This window comes from Streptomyces sp. NPDC058880, assembly GCF_042742535.1.
Classification (GTDB): Bacteria; Actinomycetota; Actinomycetes; order Streptomycetales; family Streptomycetaceae; genus Streptomyces.
In genome coordinates, this window is sequence record NZ_JBHYMC010000006.1 from 140,203 (window position 1) to 158,356 (window position 18,154).

General features: G+C 70.7%; 12 protein-coding genes. 7 read left to right on the plus strand and 5 right to left on the minus strand.

The annotated features are described in order from the left end of the window. Positions 1-142 precede the first annotated feature (142 nt). The 3 genes from ACFW2G_RS06090 to ACFW2G_RS06100 all read left to right on the plus strand — a co-directional run bounded on the left by ACFW2G_RS06090 (position 143) and on the right by ACFW2G_RS06100 (position 7,816). Entirely contained in the window at positions 143-742 is a 600-nt protein-coding gene (locus tag ACFW2G_RS06090; protein ID WP_384581380.1) for a hypothetical protein, read from the plus strand. A 60-nt stretch (positions 743-802) separates the two neighbouring features. Then, positions 803-2,866 (plus strand): flotillin family protein, encoded by a 2,064-nt coding sequence (locus ACFW2G_RS06095; protein WP_384581378.1) that lies wholly within the window; start codon positions 803-805, stop codon positions 2,864-2,866. 93 nt (positions 2,867-2,959) lie between these two features. After that, entirely contained in the window at positions 2,960-7,816 is a 4,857-nt protein-coding gene (locus tag ACFW2G_RS06100; RefSeq protein WP_384581376.1) for a DNA repair ATPase, read from the plus strand. A 73-nt stretch (positions 7,817-7,889) separates the two neighbouring features. Here ACFW2G_RS06100 and ACFW2G_RS06105 read toward each other — a convergent pair whose 3' ends face one another. Then, positions 7,890-8,765 carry a potassium channel family protein gene (locus tag ACFW2G_RS06105; protein WP_384581374.1) on the minus strand — a complete coding sequence of 292 codons (876 nt, stop codon included), beginning with the start codon at positions 8,763-8,765 and terminating at the stop codon, positions 7,890-7,892. A 399-nt stretch (positions 8,766-9,164) separates the two neighbouring features. Here ACFW2G_RS06105 and ACFW2G_RS06110 point away from each other — a divergent pair, with 399 nt between their 5' ends. Both ACFW2G_RS06110 and nhaA read left to right on the plus strand, forming a co-directional pair. Next, positions 9,165-10,706, plus strand: a complete 1,542-nt coding sequence (locus ACFW2G_RS06110; RefSeq protein WP_384448621.1) for an alanine/glycine:cation symporter family protein — start codon at positions 9,165-9,167, stop codon at positions 10,704-10,706. A 250-nt stretch (positions 10,707-10,956) separates the two neighbouring features. Further along, entirely contained in the window at positions 10,957-12,261 is a 1,305-nt protein-coding gene (nhaA, locus tag ACFW2G_RS06115) for a Na+/H+ antiporter NhaA (protein WP_037916842.1), read from the plus strand. Between the two features lie 84 nt (positions 12,262-12,345). Here nhaA and ACFW2G_RS06120 read toward each other — a convergent pair whose 3' ends face one another. After that, on the minus strand, positions 12,346-13,428 hold the full coding sequence (locus ACFW2G_RS06120) for an SPFH domain-containing protein (RefSeq protein ID WP_384448624.1): 1,083 nt from the start codon (positions 13,426-13,428) through the stop codon (positions 12,346-12,348). 3 nt (positions 13,429-13,431) lie between these two features. Further along, a complete protein-coding gene (locus ACFW2G_RS06125; RefSeq protein ID WP_384581372.1) occupies positions 13,432-13,863 on the minus strand; it encodes an NfeD family protein in 432 nt (143 codons plus the stop codon). A gap of 339 nt (positions 13,864-14,202) precedes the next feature. On the opposite strand from ACFW2G_RS06125, the gene ACFW2G_RS06130 reads away from it, so the two are divergent. Beyond that, positions 14,203-14,883 (plus strand): DUF4142 domain-containing protein, encoded by a 681-nt coding sequence (locus ACFW2G_RS06130; protein WP_384448628.1) that lies wholly within the window; start codon positions 14,203-14,205, stop codon positions 14,881-14,883. A gap of 72 nt (positions 14,884-14,955) precedes the next feature. On the opposite strand, the gene ACFW2G_RS06135 is transcribed toward ACFW2G_RS06130, so the two are convergent. Then, a complete protein-coding gene (locus ACFW2G_RS06135) occupies positions 14,956-15,861 on the minus strand; it encodes an NADP-dependent oxidoreductase (RefSeq protein WP_384581370.1) in 906 nt (301 codons plus the stop codon). A 231-nt stretch (positions 15,862-16,092) separates the two neighbouring features. On the opposite strand from ACFW2G_RS06135, the gene ACFW2G_RS06140 reads away from it, so the two are divergent. Next, positions 16,093-17,088: a helix-turn-helix transcriptional regulator gene (locus tag ACFW2G_RS06140; RefSeq protein WP_384448634.1), complete on the plus strand. Its 996-nt coding sequence runs from the start codon at positions 16,093-16,095 to the stop codon at positions 17,086-17,088. Between the two features lie 84 nt (positions 17,089-17,172). Here the strand turns inward: ACFW2G_RS06140 and ACFW2G_RS06145 are convergent, their stop codons facing one another. After that, positions 17,173-18,132, minus strand: coding sequence for an ABC transporter substrate-binding protein (locus ACFW2G_RS06145; RefSeq protein ID WP_384581368.1), 960 nt, complete (start codon positions 18,130-18,132; stop codon positions 17,173-17,175). Positions 18,133-18,154: the final 22 nt, after the last annotated feature.

The following is an 18,154-nucleotide window of genomic DNA, read 5'->3' on the forward strand; positions in this document are numbered from 1 at the left end:
CGGCCATCCTGCGGTCGGCGTGAAAGAGGCGTAAAGATTGCCGATGGTCGGCAATGTGCGTGGGGTCGCCTCCGGGGCAGGATGGAGCGAGGCCGCACCGGCCCACGCACCTGATGCCGGGTGCCGGAAGGGAGGGGGAGACGTGGACGAGTTCATCGGGGCCGCTCTCGGCTTTCCCACGGTGCTGCTGACATCGGCCCTGGCCGTCGTCCTCGGGTTCTGGCTGCTCGTGCTGTGCGGGGCCGCCGACCACGACGCCGCCGATTCGGGCGGCGGTGTCCTCGGCCTCGGCGGCGTGCCCGTCACCGTGTCGGCGTCGGTGCTGATCGGCCTGGCCTGGTTCACCAGCCTTGTCGGCTCCGTGCTCCTCGCCCGTACGGGATGGCCGGGTGGGGTGGAGAACTTCCTCGGCGCCGCCCTGCTGTTCGCCTCGCTCCTGCTGTCGTGGCGCGTCACCCGACACCTCCTGCGGCCGCTGGCCAAGCTCTTCCCCGACGAACCCGGGCCGTCCCGGCTGGACTTCGTCGGCCTGACCTGCGTCATCCGCACCGGGCGGGTGGACCAGGGCTTCGGTCAGGCGGAAGTCGCGGCAGGTGACGGCGCCACCGCGATCGTCCAGGTCCGCCAGCACGGCAGTGATCCGCTCACGCTCGGCAGCACCGCGCTGCTGTACGCGTACGACGACGCGGGCGAATTCTTCTGGGTCGCGCCCTTCGACGCGGCGCTCGACCCGCGCGGCTGACCCGCCGCCCCTCCCGGCCTCCGGGCCTACCGGCTTCGACTTCTCACGTGGGGATTCCTCATGGATGCCATCTCTTTGGGCCTTGGCACGCTCGTCATCGTCGTCCTCGTTCTCGCGGTCGTCACCCTCATCGTGCTGACGCGGTTGTTCCGCAAGGTGGAGCAGGGCAAGGCCCTGATCGTCTCCAAGATGAGAAAGGTCGATGTGACCTTCACCGGCCAGGTGGTGCTGCCCGTGCTGCACAAGGCCGAGATCATGGACATCTCGGTCAAGACCATCGAGATCTCCCGCACCGGGCGCGACGGTCTCATCTGTAAGGACAACATCCGCGCCGACATCCGGATCTCCTTCTTCGTCCGGGTCAACAAGACCGTCGAGGACGTCATCAAGGTCGCCCAGGCCATCGGCACCCAGCGGGCCTCGGACAAGGCGACGCTGCAGGAGCTGTTCAACGCCAAGTTCTCCGAGGCGCTCAAGACGGTCGGCAAGCAACTCGACTTCACCGATCTCTACACGATGCGCGACGAACTGCGCGACCGGATCATCCACGTCATCGGCACCGATCTGAACGGCTACAGCCTGGAGGACGCGGCGATCGACTACCTGGAGCAGACCCCGCTCGCCCAGCTGGACGCAGGCAACATCCTGGACGCCCAGGGCATCCGGAAGATCACCGAGCTGACGGCCGTCGAGAGCGTGCGCACCAACGAGTTCCGCCAGCACGAGCAGAAGGAGCTCACCCGGCAGAACGTCGACGCACGCGAGGCCATCTTGGAACTCGAGCGTCGGCAGGCCGACGCCGAGATCAAGCAGCGCCGCGAGATCGAGACGGTCCGGGCCCGGGAGGAGGCGGAAACCGCCCGTGTGGTGGAGGAGGAGCGGCTGCGGGCGCAGAGCGCCTTCCTCAAGACCGAGGAGCAGCTCGGCATCCAGCGTGAGAACCAGGCCCGTGAGGTCGCCGTCGCACAGAAGAACCGCGAGCGGGTCATCGCCATCGAGAACGAGCGGATCGAGAAGGACCGCCTGCTGGAGGTCATCGCGAGGGAACGGGAGACCGAGCTGACCCGGATCGCCGCCGACAAGGAGGTCGAGACCGAGAAGCGGGACATCGCCGAGGTCGTGCGGGAGCGGATCGCGGTCGACCGTACCGTCGCCGAGCAGGAGGAGTCCATCAAGCGGCTGCGGACGGTGGAAGAGGCCGAGCGGGAGCGTCAGGCCGTCGTCATCGCCGCCGAGGCGCAGGCGCAGGAGAAGCTGGTCAAGGACATCAAGGCGGCGGAGGCCGCCGAGCAGGCGGCCGTGCACCGGGCGGCGGAGGAGCTCACCCTCGCCGAGGCCAGGAACAAGACCGCCGACCTCGACGCCCGGGCCAAGATCCGGCTCGCTGAAGGAATTCAGGCGGAGGCAGCCGCCGAGGGTCTGGCCGCCGTCGCCGTACGGGAGAAGGAAGCGGACGCGATCGAGAAGACCGGCCTGGCCGAGGCCGGAGCCACCACGGCACGTCTCAGGGCCGAGGCGGACGGCGCCCGCGAAATGGCACTGGCCCAGGCGGCCGCGATCGGGGAGAAGCTGAAGGCGGAGGCCGAGGGCCTCACCGAGAAGGCCGCGGCCATGGCCGCCCTCGACGAGGCCTCGCGCGGCCACGAGGAGTACCGGCTGCGGCTGGAGGCGGAGAAGGAAGTCCGCCTCGCCGGGCTCGACATGCAGCGGCAGGTGGCCGAGGCCCAGGCGACCGTGCTGGCGACGGGACTGGAGAGCGCCGACATCAGCATCGTCGGCGGTGAGGCGGCCTTCTTCGACCGGATCGTGGGCGCGATGTCGATGGGCCGGGCCGTGGACGGGTTCATGGAGCACTCGCAGACCGCCCGGACCCTGGCCGGGCCCTGGCTGGACGGCGCAGCCTCCTCCTTCACCGAGGACCTCACCAAGATGCTGGGCTCGCTGTCCACGTCCGACGTGCAGAACCTGACCGTCTCTGCCCTTCTCATGAAGCTGATGCCGGCCGGATCCGGGCAGCTGGACGAGCTGCTGGCACGAGCCCGACAGCTGGGCCTGGCCGACCTGCCGGTGAGCGGACTCGCCGGGCCCAGCGGTGCCGTCCTGAACGGCGCCGCCAAGAACTGACCGCCACGGGGGTGCGGTCAAGGTTGCGGAGCCGCCGCAGTAGTGGCGGCTCCGCAACCGCACACCATCTTGTACGCGAGGGAGCTGGAGCAGATGACGACGCTGTTGGACGCGGGTACGTACGAGGTATTGCGCGACCGCCTGGCAGCGCAGGCCGGCGAGCTGGCCCGGCGCGCGGAGGCCCTCAACGCCGCCCGCACCGCCGAGTTCGGCGGGGCCGGGCTCACGCTCTCGGGCTCCGAGCGCCTGCGGACCGAGCAGAGCCGGGTGCCCGGCGACATCGTCGCCATCGGGGACGCACTGCTCTTCGGCTACCACGGCGCCGCCGGCCATGGCCAGGAGACGTCCGTCGCGGATGTGCTGGCCCTGTACGACCGCGACCTGAACCCGCTGCCCGCCGCCGCCGTGCCCGGCCTCCTCGAAGACCCCGCCTTCACCCGGGAGTTCGGGGCGCTGCACCGCTACTACCAGGGCGCGCGCCTGCTGCGGCTGCGTCACGCCGACGGCAGGCTGCTGGCCGTCTTCCGGACCGGGGAGCAGGCCGAGGACATCCGCGTCCTGCGCTGGTCCCTCACCCAGGACGGCGAGGCGAGGTTCCTGGACGCACTGGGGGAGCGCGACCACGTCTTCCCGCCCGCCCACGACGTCGAGTGGTGCGAGACCACCCGCGACGACCACGTCCCGGGCCGGTACCCGCACGCATCCGTCGACGGACGGATCTTCGTCTCCACGGTCGGAGGCGCCCTCGTCGTCAAGACCGACAACGACACCGAGACCGGCGAGGGCATTCACCGCGAGCCGGTCGACGAGCCCCTCCAGTCCCTCGCCGACGCCGAGATCGCCCACGCCACCGTCGGCGCGCTGATCCTGCTCCGCGTCCGCCCCTACAAGGAGGAGACCAGGCGCCACCTGGTCTACAACACCGTCACCAACACGGTCGTCCGCCTCGACGGCATCGGCCGGTCCTGCCGCCGGCTGCCCGACGACGAGGGCATCGTCTTCCCCGGCGGATACTGCCTCGCCTCGGGCACCGTGAAGACCTTCGACACGGACACCACGGACCTGGCGTTCGAAAAGGCCGTGCGCTCTCCCCATGGCGAGGACGTCCTTTTCGCCTTCCACGCCGGCTCCGGTGGGCGCGGCCTGCTGCTGTCCTACAACCTGATCCGCAAAGAGGTCGCCGCCCCGATTTCCTGCCACGGCCACGCCCTCTTCGACGACGGCACACTCGTCGTGCTGCGCGCCGGCTCCGGCGAGCCCGCGCGGATGCACCCCGTACAGATCTGGCGCACGCCCTACACGTCCGACACCCACGTCCCCTCGTCCGCGGACGGACCACTCGCCCGCATCGGCAACCCCGACCTGGTGCGGGGCATCGCCGACTGCCTCTCCATCGCCCGGCAGGCCATGGAGACCGGGGCCGCTCCGGTGGGGGCGGCCTACGAGACGCTGCTCGCCGCCTGTGTCCGCGCCGCCGACCGCTTCCCCTGGCTCGGCGACGCGGAGACCGGAGACCTGCGCGGCCCCCTGGAGGAGGTACGGTCCACGGCCGCGCAGGTACTGGAGGAGTTCGAGAGCGTCCAGGCCCTCACCCGTCAGGCCGCCGACGCCCTCGGCGAAGCCGCCCGGACGATCGCCCGGCTGGTCCGCCGCATCCGCGGCGAGGCCCCGGCCACCGCCGAGGAGTGGATCGACCGCATCACCGAGCTGCGGCGGGCACAGGGCCGGTTGGTCACCCTCAAGGAGATGCGCCACGCGGACACCGACGGCATCGAGGCCCTGGCCGCGAGCGTGGAAGGCGACATCACCGCCGCGGCCCGGCGTGCCGTCGCCTTCCTGCACCGCGAGGACGCCTTCACCGCCCATCACGTCGAGGCCGAACGGCTCACTGCCGAAGCCGAGGCCATCACCACCGTCGCCGAAGCCGTCCCCGTCGAGGAGCGGCTGGCCGAGCGGACCTTCGGCCTCCAGACCCTCGTCGAGGTCGTCGCGGGCCTCGACATCGGTGACGCGACCGTGCGCACGACCATCCTGGAGCGGATCGCCGAGGTCCTCGGGTCCGTCAACCGGGCCCGCGCCACGCTCGCCGCCCGCCGCCGGGAGCTCCTCGACCGTGAAGGACGGGCCGAGTTCGCGGCCGAGTTCGCGCTGCTCGGCCAGGCCGTCACCGGCGCCCTGGCCACGGCGTCCACGCCCGAGGAGTGCGAGGCCCAGCTCGCGCGCCTGCTGCTCCAGCTGGAGAACCTGGAGTCGCGCTTCGCCGAGCACGACGGGTTCCTGGCCGAGATCACCGAGAAGCGGACCGAGGTCCACGACGCGTTCTCCTCCCGCCAGCAGACCCTGCGCGACGCCCGGGCCCGGCGCGCCGAAGCCCTCTCCGACTCCGCGCGCCGTGTCCTGGAAGCGGTCGCCCGCCGCACGTCGGGACTCGCCAGCCTCGACGAGATCAACACCTACTTCACCTCCGACCCCATGGCGGACAAGGTCCGCCGCACCGCCGACCAGCTGAGGCAGCTCGGCGACGCCGTGCGGGCCGAAGAGCTGGAAGGCCGGCTGCTGGCCGCCCGCCAGGAGGCCGGGCGCGCCCTGCGCGACCGCGGGGAGCTGTTCGGCGACGGCGGCGACACGATCCGCCTGGGCCGCCACCGCTTCGCCGTCACGCGCCAGAGCCCCGAGCTGACCCTCGTACCGCACCACGACGGCCAGGCCTTCGCCCTGACCGGCACCGACTACCGCCGTCCGGTCACCGACCCGGACTTCGCCGACACCCGTCCCTACTGGGACCGGCTGCTGCCGTCCGAGTCCCCCGAGGTGTACCGGGCCGAACACCTGGCCGCGCGGCTGCTGGCCGACCACGGCGCCGCCGCCCTGGCCGACGCCGACCTGCCGGCGGTCGTACGGCGGGCCGCCGAGGCCGCGTACGACGAGGGCTACGAACGCGGCGTCCACGATCACGACGCCACCGTGATCCTCGACGCGGTGCTCAGGCTGCACGAGAAGGCCGGCCTGCTGCGCTACCCGCCGCACGTCCGGGCGGCGGCCGTACTCTTCTGGGCCCACGGCGCGAGGGCGGACTTCCGCGATGCCTTCGTCCGGCGGGCGATGTCCCTGGTCCGGGCCCGCGAAACCTTCGGGCTCGCGCCGGCGATCGAAGGCCTCCGGGCGGAACTCGCCTCGGAGATCTCCCGGTCCATCGAGCGGGAAACGGATGCCGCGCACGCCGCCGCGTACCTCTTCGAGGAGTTGACCACCGGCCCCGACGGATTCGCGCTCTCCGCCGCGGCCCACACCCTGCTCGACACGTTCCGCCGGACCGTGGGGAGTTCACCGTACGACGAGGACCTCGCCGTCCTCCCCGACCTGGCGGCACGACGGCACCTCGTCGAGGGCTGGCTCACCTCCTACGCGACGGCGTGCGGCGAGGACATCGACGCGGGGGACATCGCCGAGGCGGCAGCGGTCGAACTGTGCCCGGCCCTGGACCGCTATGAGGCCACGGGCGCGACGACGGCGACCGTCACCGGCCTGCTCGGCGCCCATCCCCGGATCACCGGGCGTGCCATGGACGTGCGCTTGGACGAGTTCCTCACCCGCACGGCGGCTTTCGCGGCCCAGGCCGTCCCGGGCTTCCGCGCCTACCAGCAGCGCCGCAGCGGCCTGCTCGCAGCCGAGCGGGCACAGCTGCGCCTGGACGCGTACCGGCCCCGGGTCATGTCCTCCTTCGTCCGCAACCGGCTCGTCGACGAGGTCTACCTGCCCCTCATCGGCGACAACCTCGCCAAGCAGCTGGGCGCGGTCGGAGACGCCAAGCGCACCGACAGCCACGGCCTGCTCCTGCTGGTCTCACCGCCGGGCTACGGCAAGACCACCCTCATGGAATACGTCGCCGAACGCCTCGGGCTGCTCCTGGTCAAGGTCGACGGTCCGGCCCTCGGTCGCACCACTTCCCTGGACCCCGCCGAGGCGCCGGATGCCGCCGCCCGCCGCGAGCTGGAGAAGATCGCCTTCGCGCTCGCCGCCGGGAACAACGTCCTGCTCTACCTGGATGACATCCAGCACACCTCGCCCGAGCTGCTCCAGAAGTTCATTCCGCTGTGCGACGCGACCCGCACGCTGGACGGACACGACCTGCGGGGGAAGCGCTTCGCCGTCTGCATGGCCGGCAACCCGTACACCGAGTCGGGGCAGCGCTTCCGGGTTCCCGACATGCTCGCGAACCGGGCCGACGTGTGGAACCTCGGCGACGTGCTGAACGGAAAGGAAGACGCCTTCGCCTTCAGCTTCGTCGAGAACGCCCTCACCTCCAACCCCGTCCTCGCCCCGCTCGCCGGACGGGAGCGGGCCGATCTGGAGCTGCTGGTACGCCTCGCGGCCGAAGACCCCACCGCGCGCCGAGACCGGCTCACCCACCCGTTCCAGGCGGCCGAACTGGACCGGATCCTCGTGGTCCTCCGGCACCTGCTCACCGCCCGGCGGACGGTCCTCGCGGTGAACGGGGCCTACATGGCCTCGGCGGCCCGGAGCGGCACGAGCCGCACCGAACCTCCCTTCCGGCTCCAGGGCTCGTACCGGAACATGAACAAGATCGCGGCCCGGATCTCTCCGGCCATGAACGACGCGGAGCTGTCCGCGCTGATCGACGACCACTACTCGGCGGAGGCCCAGACCCTCACCACGGGCGCGGAGGCGGATCTCCTCAAGCTCGCCGCCCTCCGCGGCACCCTCACCGACGGCCCGGCCGCGCGCTGGGCCGAGATCACCGCGGCGTACGTCCGCAGCCAGGCGCTCGGCGGTTCCGGCGAGGACTCCGTGAGCCGCGCGGTGGCCGCCCTCGGTCTGCTCGCGGACCGGGTGGCCGCCGTCGAGAGCGCCATCACCCGAGCCACCGGCCCCCGAGACCTGCCCCGCCGCGCCGGCGGCGGGCCCGCGCCCCGCGGGGGCGAGGAGTAGGCCCGCGGCGCAGCGCCCGGCCCCGTACGCGGCCCGCGGCTTCTCCGGGCGGCGGAGGCAGGGGTGGGGCGCGTCAGGTACCGGACCGGCGTCCGTGATCGTCCGCAAAGGCCCGGAAAATCTGCCGCGGGGTGCCGCGGGTGCGGAGGAAGCGCTGGTCGAGGATGGCGGCGAGGTCTTCCAGGGCGGCGTTCAGGACCGCGGCGGACAGCCTCACATCGGCGTGCCGGGCGCCGGCGGCCCGGTCGGCCAGGTCGCACACGTAGCCGAGGTGGCAGGCGAGGGAGGTGCGATCGTCCCCGTCGTGGAAGTAGTACGACTCGGCGTACTGCATGAAGTCGACCGAGAGCACCGAGATCCCGGCCGCCAGGCTGTCGAGGATCGCCGCGCCCGAGTCCGTGTCGATCTGCTCCGCCGCGGGATGTGTCCGCGCGAGGTGGGAGAGGCGGAGGGCCAGCGCCCGGCGGCGGGCCAGGGCCGGATAGATGCCCAGCGTCCAGGACACCGTCGCGGTCAGCAGGGCGAAGCCCACGACGGCCTCCAGCGGGGCGACGATGCGCAGCCACCCCTCGGCGGGTGCGATGTCCCCCAGGCCGAGCGTGGAGATGTTGACCAGGGAGATGTACAGCGCGTCCGTGAAGGACGCGTGCTCGGCGGGGATCAGCCCGGGTGCGTAGGCGAAGGCCTCCGGCATGTGCGGCCAGTAGATCAGCGCCCACCCCACGACCACGATCAATGCCCACATCACCACGACGACCACCATCGCGATCGGTCCCACCAGTCCGGCCGCGCGGCGGCGCGGTGCCGTTGCGGCGGAGAGCCGCCACAGGCCCGTCATGACGAGCCTGCTCAGGCCGCCGTGGCCCGTCGGATGCCACAGCGTGTGGAAGACGTCCCTCAGGACCAACAGCACACAGGCCGCTCCGACGGTGTTGACCAGCCAGTTCACTGGACTTCCTCCTGCCCGCCATGGTCCGTTCGCCCGCCGGTCCGGCTGGCCGAACCGCAACAGACCGGACAGGGCAGTTCGCTCATCGGAACCTCAAATCCGGATAACGATCGCATCACCGGCCCTTGGGATTCCGGGGTGCGGGCCCGGGAGAGTGATCCACGTCACTAAGTAATCGATAAAGGCCGTGCTAAGAATGCGCAACTCCGTTTTCGGCCCACCCCTCACCGGACAACGGAGTGCCGGCACGCACCGGCTCTGCACGGCCTGGGAGGCCTTGGTCCACGTCCGCGGACCGAGACGCCCAGGGTCGCCGCCCGGACGGCGGCGTTCGCTCAAAGCCCGCACTCACACCGACGCACCGCACTGCGCCGGTTCTGCGCATCGAGGTAAAGCCAGATGTCACTCGACACCATCACCAACGCCGTAGACGACGCCGTCAGCGGCTTCTTCGAGCCCATCGCCAAATGGCTCGGGGACATCGTCTTCTACTCCGTCCCTGTGGGAGGGACCCAGCTTCCGCTGATCGTCGCCTGGCTCGTCGTGGCCGGCCTGGTCTTCTCCGGCTGGTTCGGGCTGGTCCAGATACGCAAGTTCCGCCTCGCGGTGGACGTGGTGCGCGGCAAGTACGACGAGAAGGGTTCGACCGGCGAGGTCAACCACTTCCAGGCGCTGACGGCGGCCGTCTCCGGAACGGTGGGCCTCGGCAACATCGCCGGTGTCGCCGTCGCCGTGTCCATCGGTGGTCCCGGTGCGACCTTCTGGATGATCCTCTGCGGCCTCCTGGGCATGGCGACGAAGTTCGTCGAGGTCACGCTCGGTGTGAAGTACCGCGAGGTGCACCCCGACGGCACCGTCTCCGGCGGCCCGATGCACTACCTGCCCAAGGGCCTGACGGAGCGCTTCGGCGCCCGCGGCAAGACCCTCGGCAAGGTCCTGGCGGTCCTCGCCTCCGCGATGATCCTCTTCTTCGGCCTCTTCGGCGGCAACCTCTTCCAGGTCAACCAGTCCTACGCCCAGCTCGTCTCCGTCACCGGCGGCGAGAGCGGCATGATGGGCTCCTCCGCAGGCGCCCTGTTCTTCGGCATCCTCATCGCCGCGATCGTCGGCATCGTCCTCCTCGGCGGCATCCGCTCCATCGCCTCGGTCACCAGCAAGCTGGTCCCGGCGATGGCCGGCATCTACATCGTCGCCTGCCTGGTCGTCATCGGCGTCAACGTCACCGAGGTTCCCGCCGCGATCTCCACGATCATCGAGGGCGCCTTCAACCCCGAGGGCGTCGCCGGCGGTGTCCTCGGCGCGCTGATCATCGGCTTCAAGCGGGCCGCGTTCTCCAACGAGGCGGGCCTCGGCTCCGCCCCGATCGCGCACTCCGCCGTCAAGACCAAGCACCCCGCCAGCGAGGGCCTCGTCGCCCTGCTGGAGCCGTTCATCGACACCGTGGTCATCTGCACCATGACCGCGCTGACGATCGTGATCGCCAACCCGGCCAGCTGGGGCGAGGCGCGCAACGGCGAGTCCATCGGCGGCGTGACGATCACCTCCGACGCCTTCGGCACCGTCATGCCGTGGTTCCCCTACATCCTCACCATCGCGGTGATGCTCTTCGCCATCTCCACCGTGCTGACCTGGGGCTACTACTGCATGAAGGCCTGGACGCACCTCTTCGGCCGCAGCCGCACCAGTGAGCTGACCTTCAAGGTCTTCTACACCCTGTTCGCCGTCGCCGGCTCCCTGCTGACCCTGCAGACCCTGATCGACATGGCCGACGCGGTGCTGTTCATGCTCGCCGTCATCAACATCATCGGCCTGTACCTGCTGGCCCCCGTCGTCAAGCGGGAGCTGAGCTCCTTCCTCGACTACGTCCGCCGCCGCGACGCCGGCCAGGACACCGCAGAGGACGGGGACGACGACCAGGAACCGGTGAAGACCACCGTCTGACCGTCGCCCCGGCGGCCCGGTTCCCGCGGGGGCCGTCCACACCTTGCGCCTTGGTGTGGACGGCCCCCGCTTTTTGGTGTTTCAGCAGGTGGGAACCCCTCTGGCGGGTTCGCGGAATCGCCGATAGGGTGTAAAGAACGCGTCAATGCAACCATCCGTACGGATGAAGGACGCGGGGTGTGCCGGGAAGTCTGGTCGGCGATAGGGGCCGTGTGCCCGTTCTCAGCCGACGCCCCGGAAGGTAATCATCATGAGCAGCCCGCGCCCGCGTATCGTGTTCGGACTCGTGCCCTGGCCGGAGCGGCAGGCGATCGCCTCGGCCCTTCGGACCGAGACCGTGGGCGGACTGGTCCTGCTGGCCGCCGCCGTCGTCGCCCTCGTGTGGGCCAACACGCCGTGGAGCGGTGCGTACGAGGCGATACGCGACTTCCACTTCGGCATACCCGCGCTCGGCCTGGACCTCTCCGTCGGACACTGGACCGCCGACGCACTCCTCGCGGTCTTCTTCCTCGTGGCCGGCATCGAACTCAAACGAGAACTCGTCCTGGGTGAGCTGCGTACCCCCGCCACGGCGGCCCTGCCCGTGATCGCCGCGGTCTGCGGCATGGCCGTACCCGCCGTGCTCTACGCCGCGACGGCGTGGGCGGGCGGCGGCAGCATGGACGGCTGGGCCGTGCCCATGGCCACCGACATCGCCTTCGCCCTCGCCGTCCTCGCCGTCATCTCCACCCACCTGCCGGCGGCTCTGCGCGCCTTCCTGCTCACGCTCGCCGTGGTCGACGACCTCGGCGCGATCTTCATCATCGCCGTCTTCTTCACGTCCGACATGAACTTCTGGGCGCTCGGCGGTGCGCTCGCCGGACTCGTGATCTTCTACGCCCTCCAGCGTTTCCGCGTGCGCGGCTGGTGGTGGTACGTCCCCCTCGGCATCGCCATCTGGGTCCTGATGTACAACGCGGGCGTGCATGCCACCGTCGCGGGCGTCGCCATGGGCCTGATCCTGCGCACCACGCGCGACAAGGGCGAGGAGGCCTCTCCGGCCGCCAGGGTCTCGCACCTCATGCACCCCTTCTCCGCCGGGGTCGCGGTGCCGCTGTTCGCCCTCTTCGCGGCCGGCGTCACCGTCTCCGGCCCGGCGCTGGCGGCGGTGTTCACCACCCCCGAACCGCTCGGTGTCGTCATCGGCCTGGTCGTGGGCAAGGTCCTCGGCATCTTCCTGGGCACCTACCTGGCCGCCCGCTTCACCAAGGCCGAACTGAACCCGGACCTCGCCTGGGCCGACGTCCTGGGCCTGTCCGTCCTGGCCGGAATCGGTTTCACCGTCGCCCTCCTCATCAGCGAACTCGCCTTCCCCGGCGCAGGCGTCGGGGAGCAGGTCAAGGCGGCGGTCCTGATCGCGTCCGTCGCCGCGGCCCTGATCGCGACCGTCCTCCTGCGCCGGCGCAACGCCCTGTACCGGCGCCTGTGCGAGGAGGAGAACATCGACGCCGACGCCGATGGCATCCCGGACATCTACCAGCGCGAGGCGGGAGCCTACGTACCGGAGCGCGGCTGACGGACAGGGCCGCGGCGCGGCGGGGAGGAGCCCTTTCCGCCGGTGCCCGCCCCGCCGCCGCCCGGATTGGTCCGGGCAGGGGAGTCAGTCCGGAGAACCGGACAGCGGGGCTGCGTCGCCGCCCTGCTCGGCGGCCCGGGGCCGTGCCGCGAGCACGCTGCCTGCCTCGCTGTCCGCCTCCGCGGCGTCGGCGAGGGCTTCGGCGGCGGCTTCCGCGGCCTTCGCCGCGTCGTTGGCCGCCTGGACGGCGAGTCCGTCGGAGGACGCCTCGCGGGTGGCGGTCGACTGGGGGAGGACTTCGCTGAAGGCACGGGTGACGTTCTGGAGGGCGGACGTGACCTCGCCGGGGATCACCCAGAAGGTACTTCCCGGGCCCTGCGCGAGCTGCGGCAGCATCTGGAGGTACTGGTAGGCGAGCAGCTTGGGGTCGGGGTCGTTGCGGTGGACGGCCTGGAACACCTCGTCGATGGCCCGGGACTGGCCCTCCGCCCGGAGGATCTCGGCGGTCCGGTTGCCTTCGGCGCGCAGGACGGCGGACTGCTTGTCCCCCTCCGCGGTCAGGATCTGGGACTGCCGCTGCCCCTCGGCCCCGAGGATGGCGGCCCGCTTGTCCCGCTCGGCCCGCATCTGCTTCTCCATCGCGTCCTTGATGGACTGCGGCGGGTCGATCGCCTTGATCTCCACCCGGTTGACCCTGAGCCCCCATTTGCCGGTGGCCTCGTCGAGCACCCCGCGCAGCTGGCTGTTGATCGTGTCCCGCGAGGTCAGGGTCTTCTCCAGGTCCATGGATCCGACGACATTGCGCAGGGTGGTGACCGTCAGCTGCTCCACGGCCTGCAAGAAGTTGGCGATCTCGTAGGCCGCCGCGCGCGGATCGGTGACCTGGAAGTATAGGACGGTGTCGATCTCGACGACGAGGTTGTCCTCCGTGATCACGGGCTGTGGTTGGAAGGAGACGACCTGCTCGCGGAGGTCGATCACGGGATACACGCGGTCGATGTAGGGGATGACGACGTTGAGCCCGGGCTTCAGGGTCCGGTGATAGCGGCCCAGCCGTTCGACGTTGCGCGCGCGGGCCTGCGGGACGATCCGCACCGCCCGGACCACGGTGAACACCGCCAGCAGGGCCACCAGCAGGCCGACTACGGGGAACGCGGAGATCTCCATGCTTCACTCCCGTGGGTAGACGAGTGCGATGGTGCCCTTGATCTCGAGGATGTCCACGGTCGTGCCGGGCGGTATCACGAGCGTCTCGTCGTAGGAGCGCGCGGTCCACTCCTCGCCGCCGACACGGACCCGTCCGCCCAGCTTCGAAACCTCCGAGGTGACGTAGGCGGCGCCACCGACGAGGGCGTCCACGCCGAAGCGTTCTTCGGCCCGCGGGGAGAGGCGGCGGAGTGCCGCCGGGCGCACGAAGATCAGGCCGGCGGTCGACACCGCAGCGAAGAGGAGGAACTGCCAGGGAAGCGGGAGCCCGAGCGCGGCGAAGCCGGCCGTGATCAGCGCCGCGCCGCCGAGCAGGGCAAGGGAGGCGGTCAGGGTGAAGATCTCCGCCGCACACAGGACCACCGCGGTGATCAGCCAGACCAGCCAGGGATCCATGGCGCACACCTCCCGCCCGGCGGAGGGCGATGAAATGAAAGCTTTTATCCTTTTTACCCAATTATCCCGAGGGGAATCGGGTGGGCAGCGCGGCCGCCGGGTCCGGAGGTCCCCTGGCGTCCGCCTCCGCGGGCGGGAGCGGATCGCCCGCCCGGACCGGCCGCGTGCCGACCCGGCCCGAAGGGCGGGGAGCATATCCGACCGCCGCCGCAGGTCCCGGGCTTTTGAGCATCATTGCTGAATCGAATCGTTTGCCCAGGGCAAAGGTTAGCGTGGCCAGGGCCTCGGCGGGATCGGGTGCCACCACAGCACATCGGACCGACGGGCACCTGAGGAGGCATGATGAAATCTCACGCCGGCAACCGGCGCTCATTCCGTCGAAACCGGGGCCGCGGGCGTCTGACCGCTGTGGTCGTCGTTCTCGTCGCCGCCATCGCCACCACCAGCGTGTGGCTTTCCCAGCGCAACGACTCGCGGGTGGAGGTGGTGTCCGGCGAACTCCCCGCGGCGGCGACGGGCCCAGCAGCGGACGTGGCCGATACCGGCGCCCTCACCGACCTGGACAAGACCTTCCTCACGAAGGTCAGGCAGGCCGGACTGTGGGAGATCCCGGCGGGCCGACTCGCCCAGACGCGCGCGTCGAGCGAAGCGGTGAAACGGGCCGGGCTGCACCTTCTCGACGGGCACAGCAAACTCGACCAACTGGTCCGCGAGGACGCGCTCGCGCTGAACGTCCCGATCCCCGACCAGGCGACCGCCGAACAGCAAGGCTGGGTGGACCAGTTGAAGCGGGCCCAGGGGCCGGCGTTCGACCGGCTCTTCGTGGATCTGCTCCGGGCCTCCCACGGCAAGGTCTTCATCACCATCGGCGAGGTCCGCGCGTCCACGAAGAGCCCCACGGTCAGGAGGCTGTCCACGCAGGCCAACATCACGGTCCAGGACCACATGGACGTCCTGGAGGACACCGGGCTCGTGACGGACGCCACGCTGGACGACGTCGCCTCTTCGATACCCAAGTGACCGCCGGGGCACCTGGGCACCGCGCACCTGGGCACCCGCCCGAGCCTCGCGGTCCCGGCGCGGGCCGACCGGTCAGAGGCTGAGGACCAGCTTCCCGCGCACCCGGCCCTCCTTGCTGATCCGGTGCGCACTGGCTGCGTCCTCCAGGGGGAGGACCGACTGGATCACGACCCGTACCGAGCCCGCGTCGATGAGCGAACCGATCCGTCGCAGTGCGGTGCCGTCGGCCGAGACGATGATGCGCCGGGCGTCGACCCCCGGAACGCGGTGAGTCTCGTCCACGTCCTCGGGCAGGGTGACGAGCGTGCCACCGGGGCGCAGGAGCCGCCACGACGCGCGCTGTACCGCGCCGCCCACGGTGTCGACAATGGCGTCGAAGGGTCCCGCGGAGGAGAGATCGGTCTCCGCCCGGTCCAGGGCGCGATCGGCGCCGAGGTGCGTGATGAACTCCAGGTTGGGGGCGGAGCCGGTGGCGGTGACATGCGCTCCGAAGTGCCGGGCAAACTGTACGGCGAAGTGCCCCACGCCGCCCGCACCCGCATGGACCAGTACGCGCCGGCCGTCCCGCACCCCGGCCGCCTCCAGAGCCTGCCACGCCGTCAGAGCGGCCAACGGGACCGCAGCGGCCTCCGTGTAGGACAACGAGGCCGGCTTGGGTGCTACGGCCGAGGCCGGGAGGACGCAGATTTCCTGGTAGGCGCCGCCGTACGGCAGGGGCAGCATCCCGTACACGGCCTCCCCGACGGCCGGGCCGCCGGGCACCGTGCTCAGCACGACGCCCGCGACGTCCCAGCCCATCCCCAGGGGGAAGGGCCGGTCGTTGCGGACCTCGCCGGCGCGGTGCTTCCAGTCGACCGGGTTCACCCCGGCCGCCAGGACCCTCACCAGTACCTCACCCTCCGCCGGAACCGGGGCGGGCCGCTCCGTGACCTCAAGGACGTTCTCATCGCCGTACCGGGAAAAGACCACTGCGCGCATCGAAGTCGCTCCTGTCCTGTCTCACATCGGTGTGCTGCCGCCCGGACGATCGAGTGCGTCGGGCCGCGGCGCGGTGCGGTCGTGCACCTGTGATCACCCTGGCGGTCCGGCGCCGGCACAGCCACTACCTCGTGAGTACCAGGCGGGGCACGGACGGGACGCGGGCCGCAGGCGAAGGGGGGTACTGGCAGGGAGAGGCGGCGGCACCGGTGCGCGCGCATACTGGCTCGCGTGAACTCATCCAACCCGCTCGGATCCTTCCTCGTGTCCCGGAGGTCCCGGGTGCGCCCGTCCGACGCCGGCATCCCGGTCTTCGGCCCCCGTAGGGTCCCGGGTCTTCGCCGCGAGGAAGTCGCCGAACTCGCGGGCGTCAGCGCCGTCTACTACACGCGTCTCGAACAGGGGCGCGCCCGGCACCCGTCCGACGCGGTGCTGGACGCGCTGGCCCGGGTGCTGCACCTCGACGCGACGGAGCGCGCCCACCTGTACGACCTCACCCGCCGCGCCGCGCCTTCGAGCGGGGGCGTGCCCGTGCAGGGCCCTGCGCAGCGCCTTGGCGATCAGGCGTCCTCCTCCGCTCCCCGGGGAGGCGTCGGCGCGGGGGGTACCGGCGATGCGCCCGGCGGGGCGGTCAGGGATCAGGTGCACCGTCTGCTGGCGGCTGTGAGCGCGGTCCCGGCGTACGTGCTGGACGCCGCGATGGACGTCCTCGCCGCCAACCATCTCGCCCGGGCGCTCGTCACCGGCCTCGCCCGAGCCTCGACCGGTCCGCCGAACCTCGCGCGCCACGTCTTCCTCGACCCTGAGGCGAGGGCTCTCTACCCCCAGTGGGATGACGTGGCCCGCCAGACCGTCGCCTTCCTGCGCTTCTCGGCCGGCCGCCGTCCGCAGGACGCGCACCTGGCCGAGACGGTAGTCGGGCTCAGCAGCCGGAGCCCGGAGTTCCGGGACCTGTGGGCGTCGCAGGAAGTGCGCGAGAAGGGCTATGGGACGAAGCGCTTCCGTCATCCTCTGATCGGCTGCCTCGAGCTGGACTACGAGACCATGGCGCTGGCCGGTGACACCGACACAACACTGGTCGTCTTCACCGCCCCGGACGCGGACGCGGAGGAGGCGCTGAGGCTGCTGGGCAGTTGGACCGCGCGGAGTCCGCGACCCGCGCCGCCGCTTCCCGGCAGTGCGGCCGCCGGTACACCCGGCGGATCAACTCTGTCCGGCCACCGGTGACGCGACGGGGCCGCGCCACCCCGGTGGCGCCATCGGCCGGCCCTGCCTCATGAACGAGTGGGGCAGGGCCGGCCGTTGCGTGCGCTACTTCTTCGGCAGCCAGGCCTTCCAGACCGATTCGTTCTCCTTGACCCACTTCTCGGCGGCCTTCTCGGAGGTCATCTTGTCGGCGGCCACGTACTTGGCGACGAGGTTCTGCTGCTCGGTCGTCCACTGGAAGTTCTTCAGGAACTTCGCCGCGTCGCTGTCCTCCGCGGCGAACTTCGCGTTCATCCACTTCTTGAGCGGTACGTCGGGATAGGCGCAGGCCACGGCGTCCTTGTCCTGGTCGCAGCCCTCCTTGTACTCGGGAAGCTTCACCTCGACGAGGTCCAGGGTCGCGTTCATCCACTGCGGCGTCCACCAGTAGGTGAGGAACGGCTTCTTGTTCTTGTACAGCTGCTCCAGCTGCGCGAGATGGGTCGCCTCGGCACCGGCCTCGATCGGCTTGTAGTCGAGCTGGAGGTTCTTGATCAGAGCGTTGTCGTAGGACACGTAGGACGGGTCGCCCTTGATGAACTGGCCCTGGTCACCGCTCTCCGGGGTCTTGAAGAGATCGGTGTACTTGTTCAGGTTCTTGTGGTCCGTGACGTCCGGGTGCTCGTCGGCCACGTACTTGGGAACGAACCAGCCGATGTGGCCGGTGACCCCGAGATCGCCCGCCGCGACGACGCTCTTGTTGCCCTCGACGTACCGCTTCTCCTCCTGCGGGTGGCCCCAGTCCTCCAGGATGGCGTCGATCTTGCCCTGGCTCATCGCGTCCCAGGCCGGGGTCTCGTCCATCTGCTTGGTCTTGACGGTGTAGCCGAGCTCGTGCTCCAGGAGGTACGCGGCGACGGCGGTGTTGACCTCCGCGCCCACCCAGGACGGGGTGTGGAGGTTGACGACCTTGGAACTGCTGGTGGTCTCGGCCGCGCTGCACGCGTTGACGGTCAGCAGCGCGAGCAGGCCCGCGGCGGCGACCCCGGTTCTGGAGGAAGCGCGGTGACGGATGGTGGTGATCATTTCAGCATGCCTTTCACAAGGG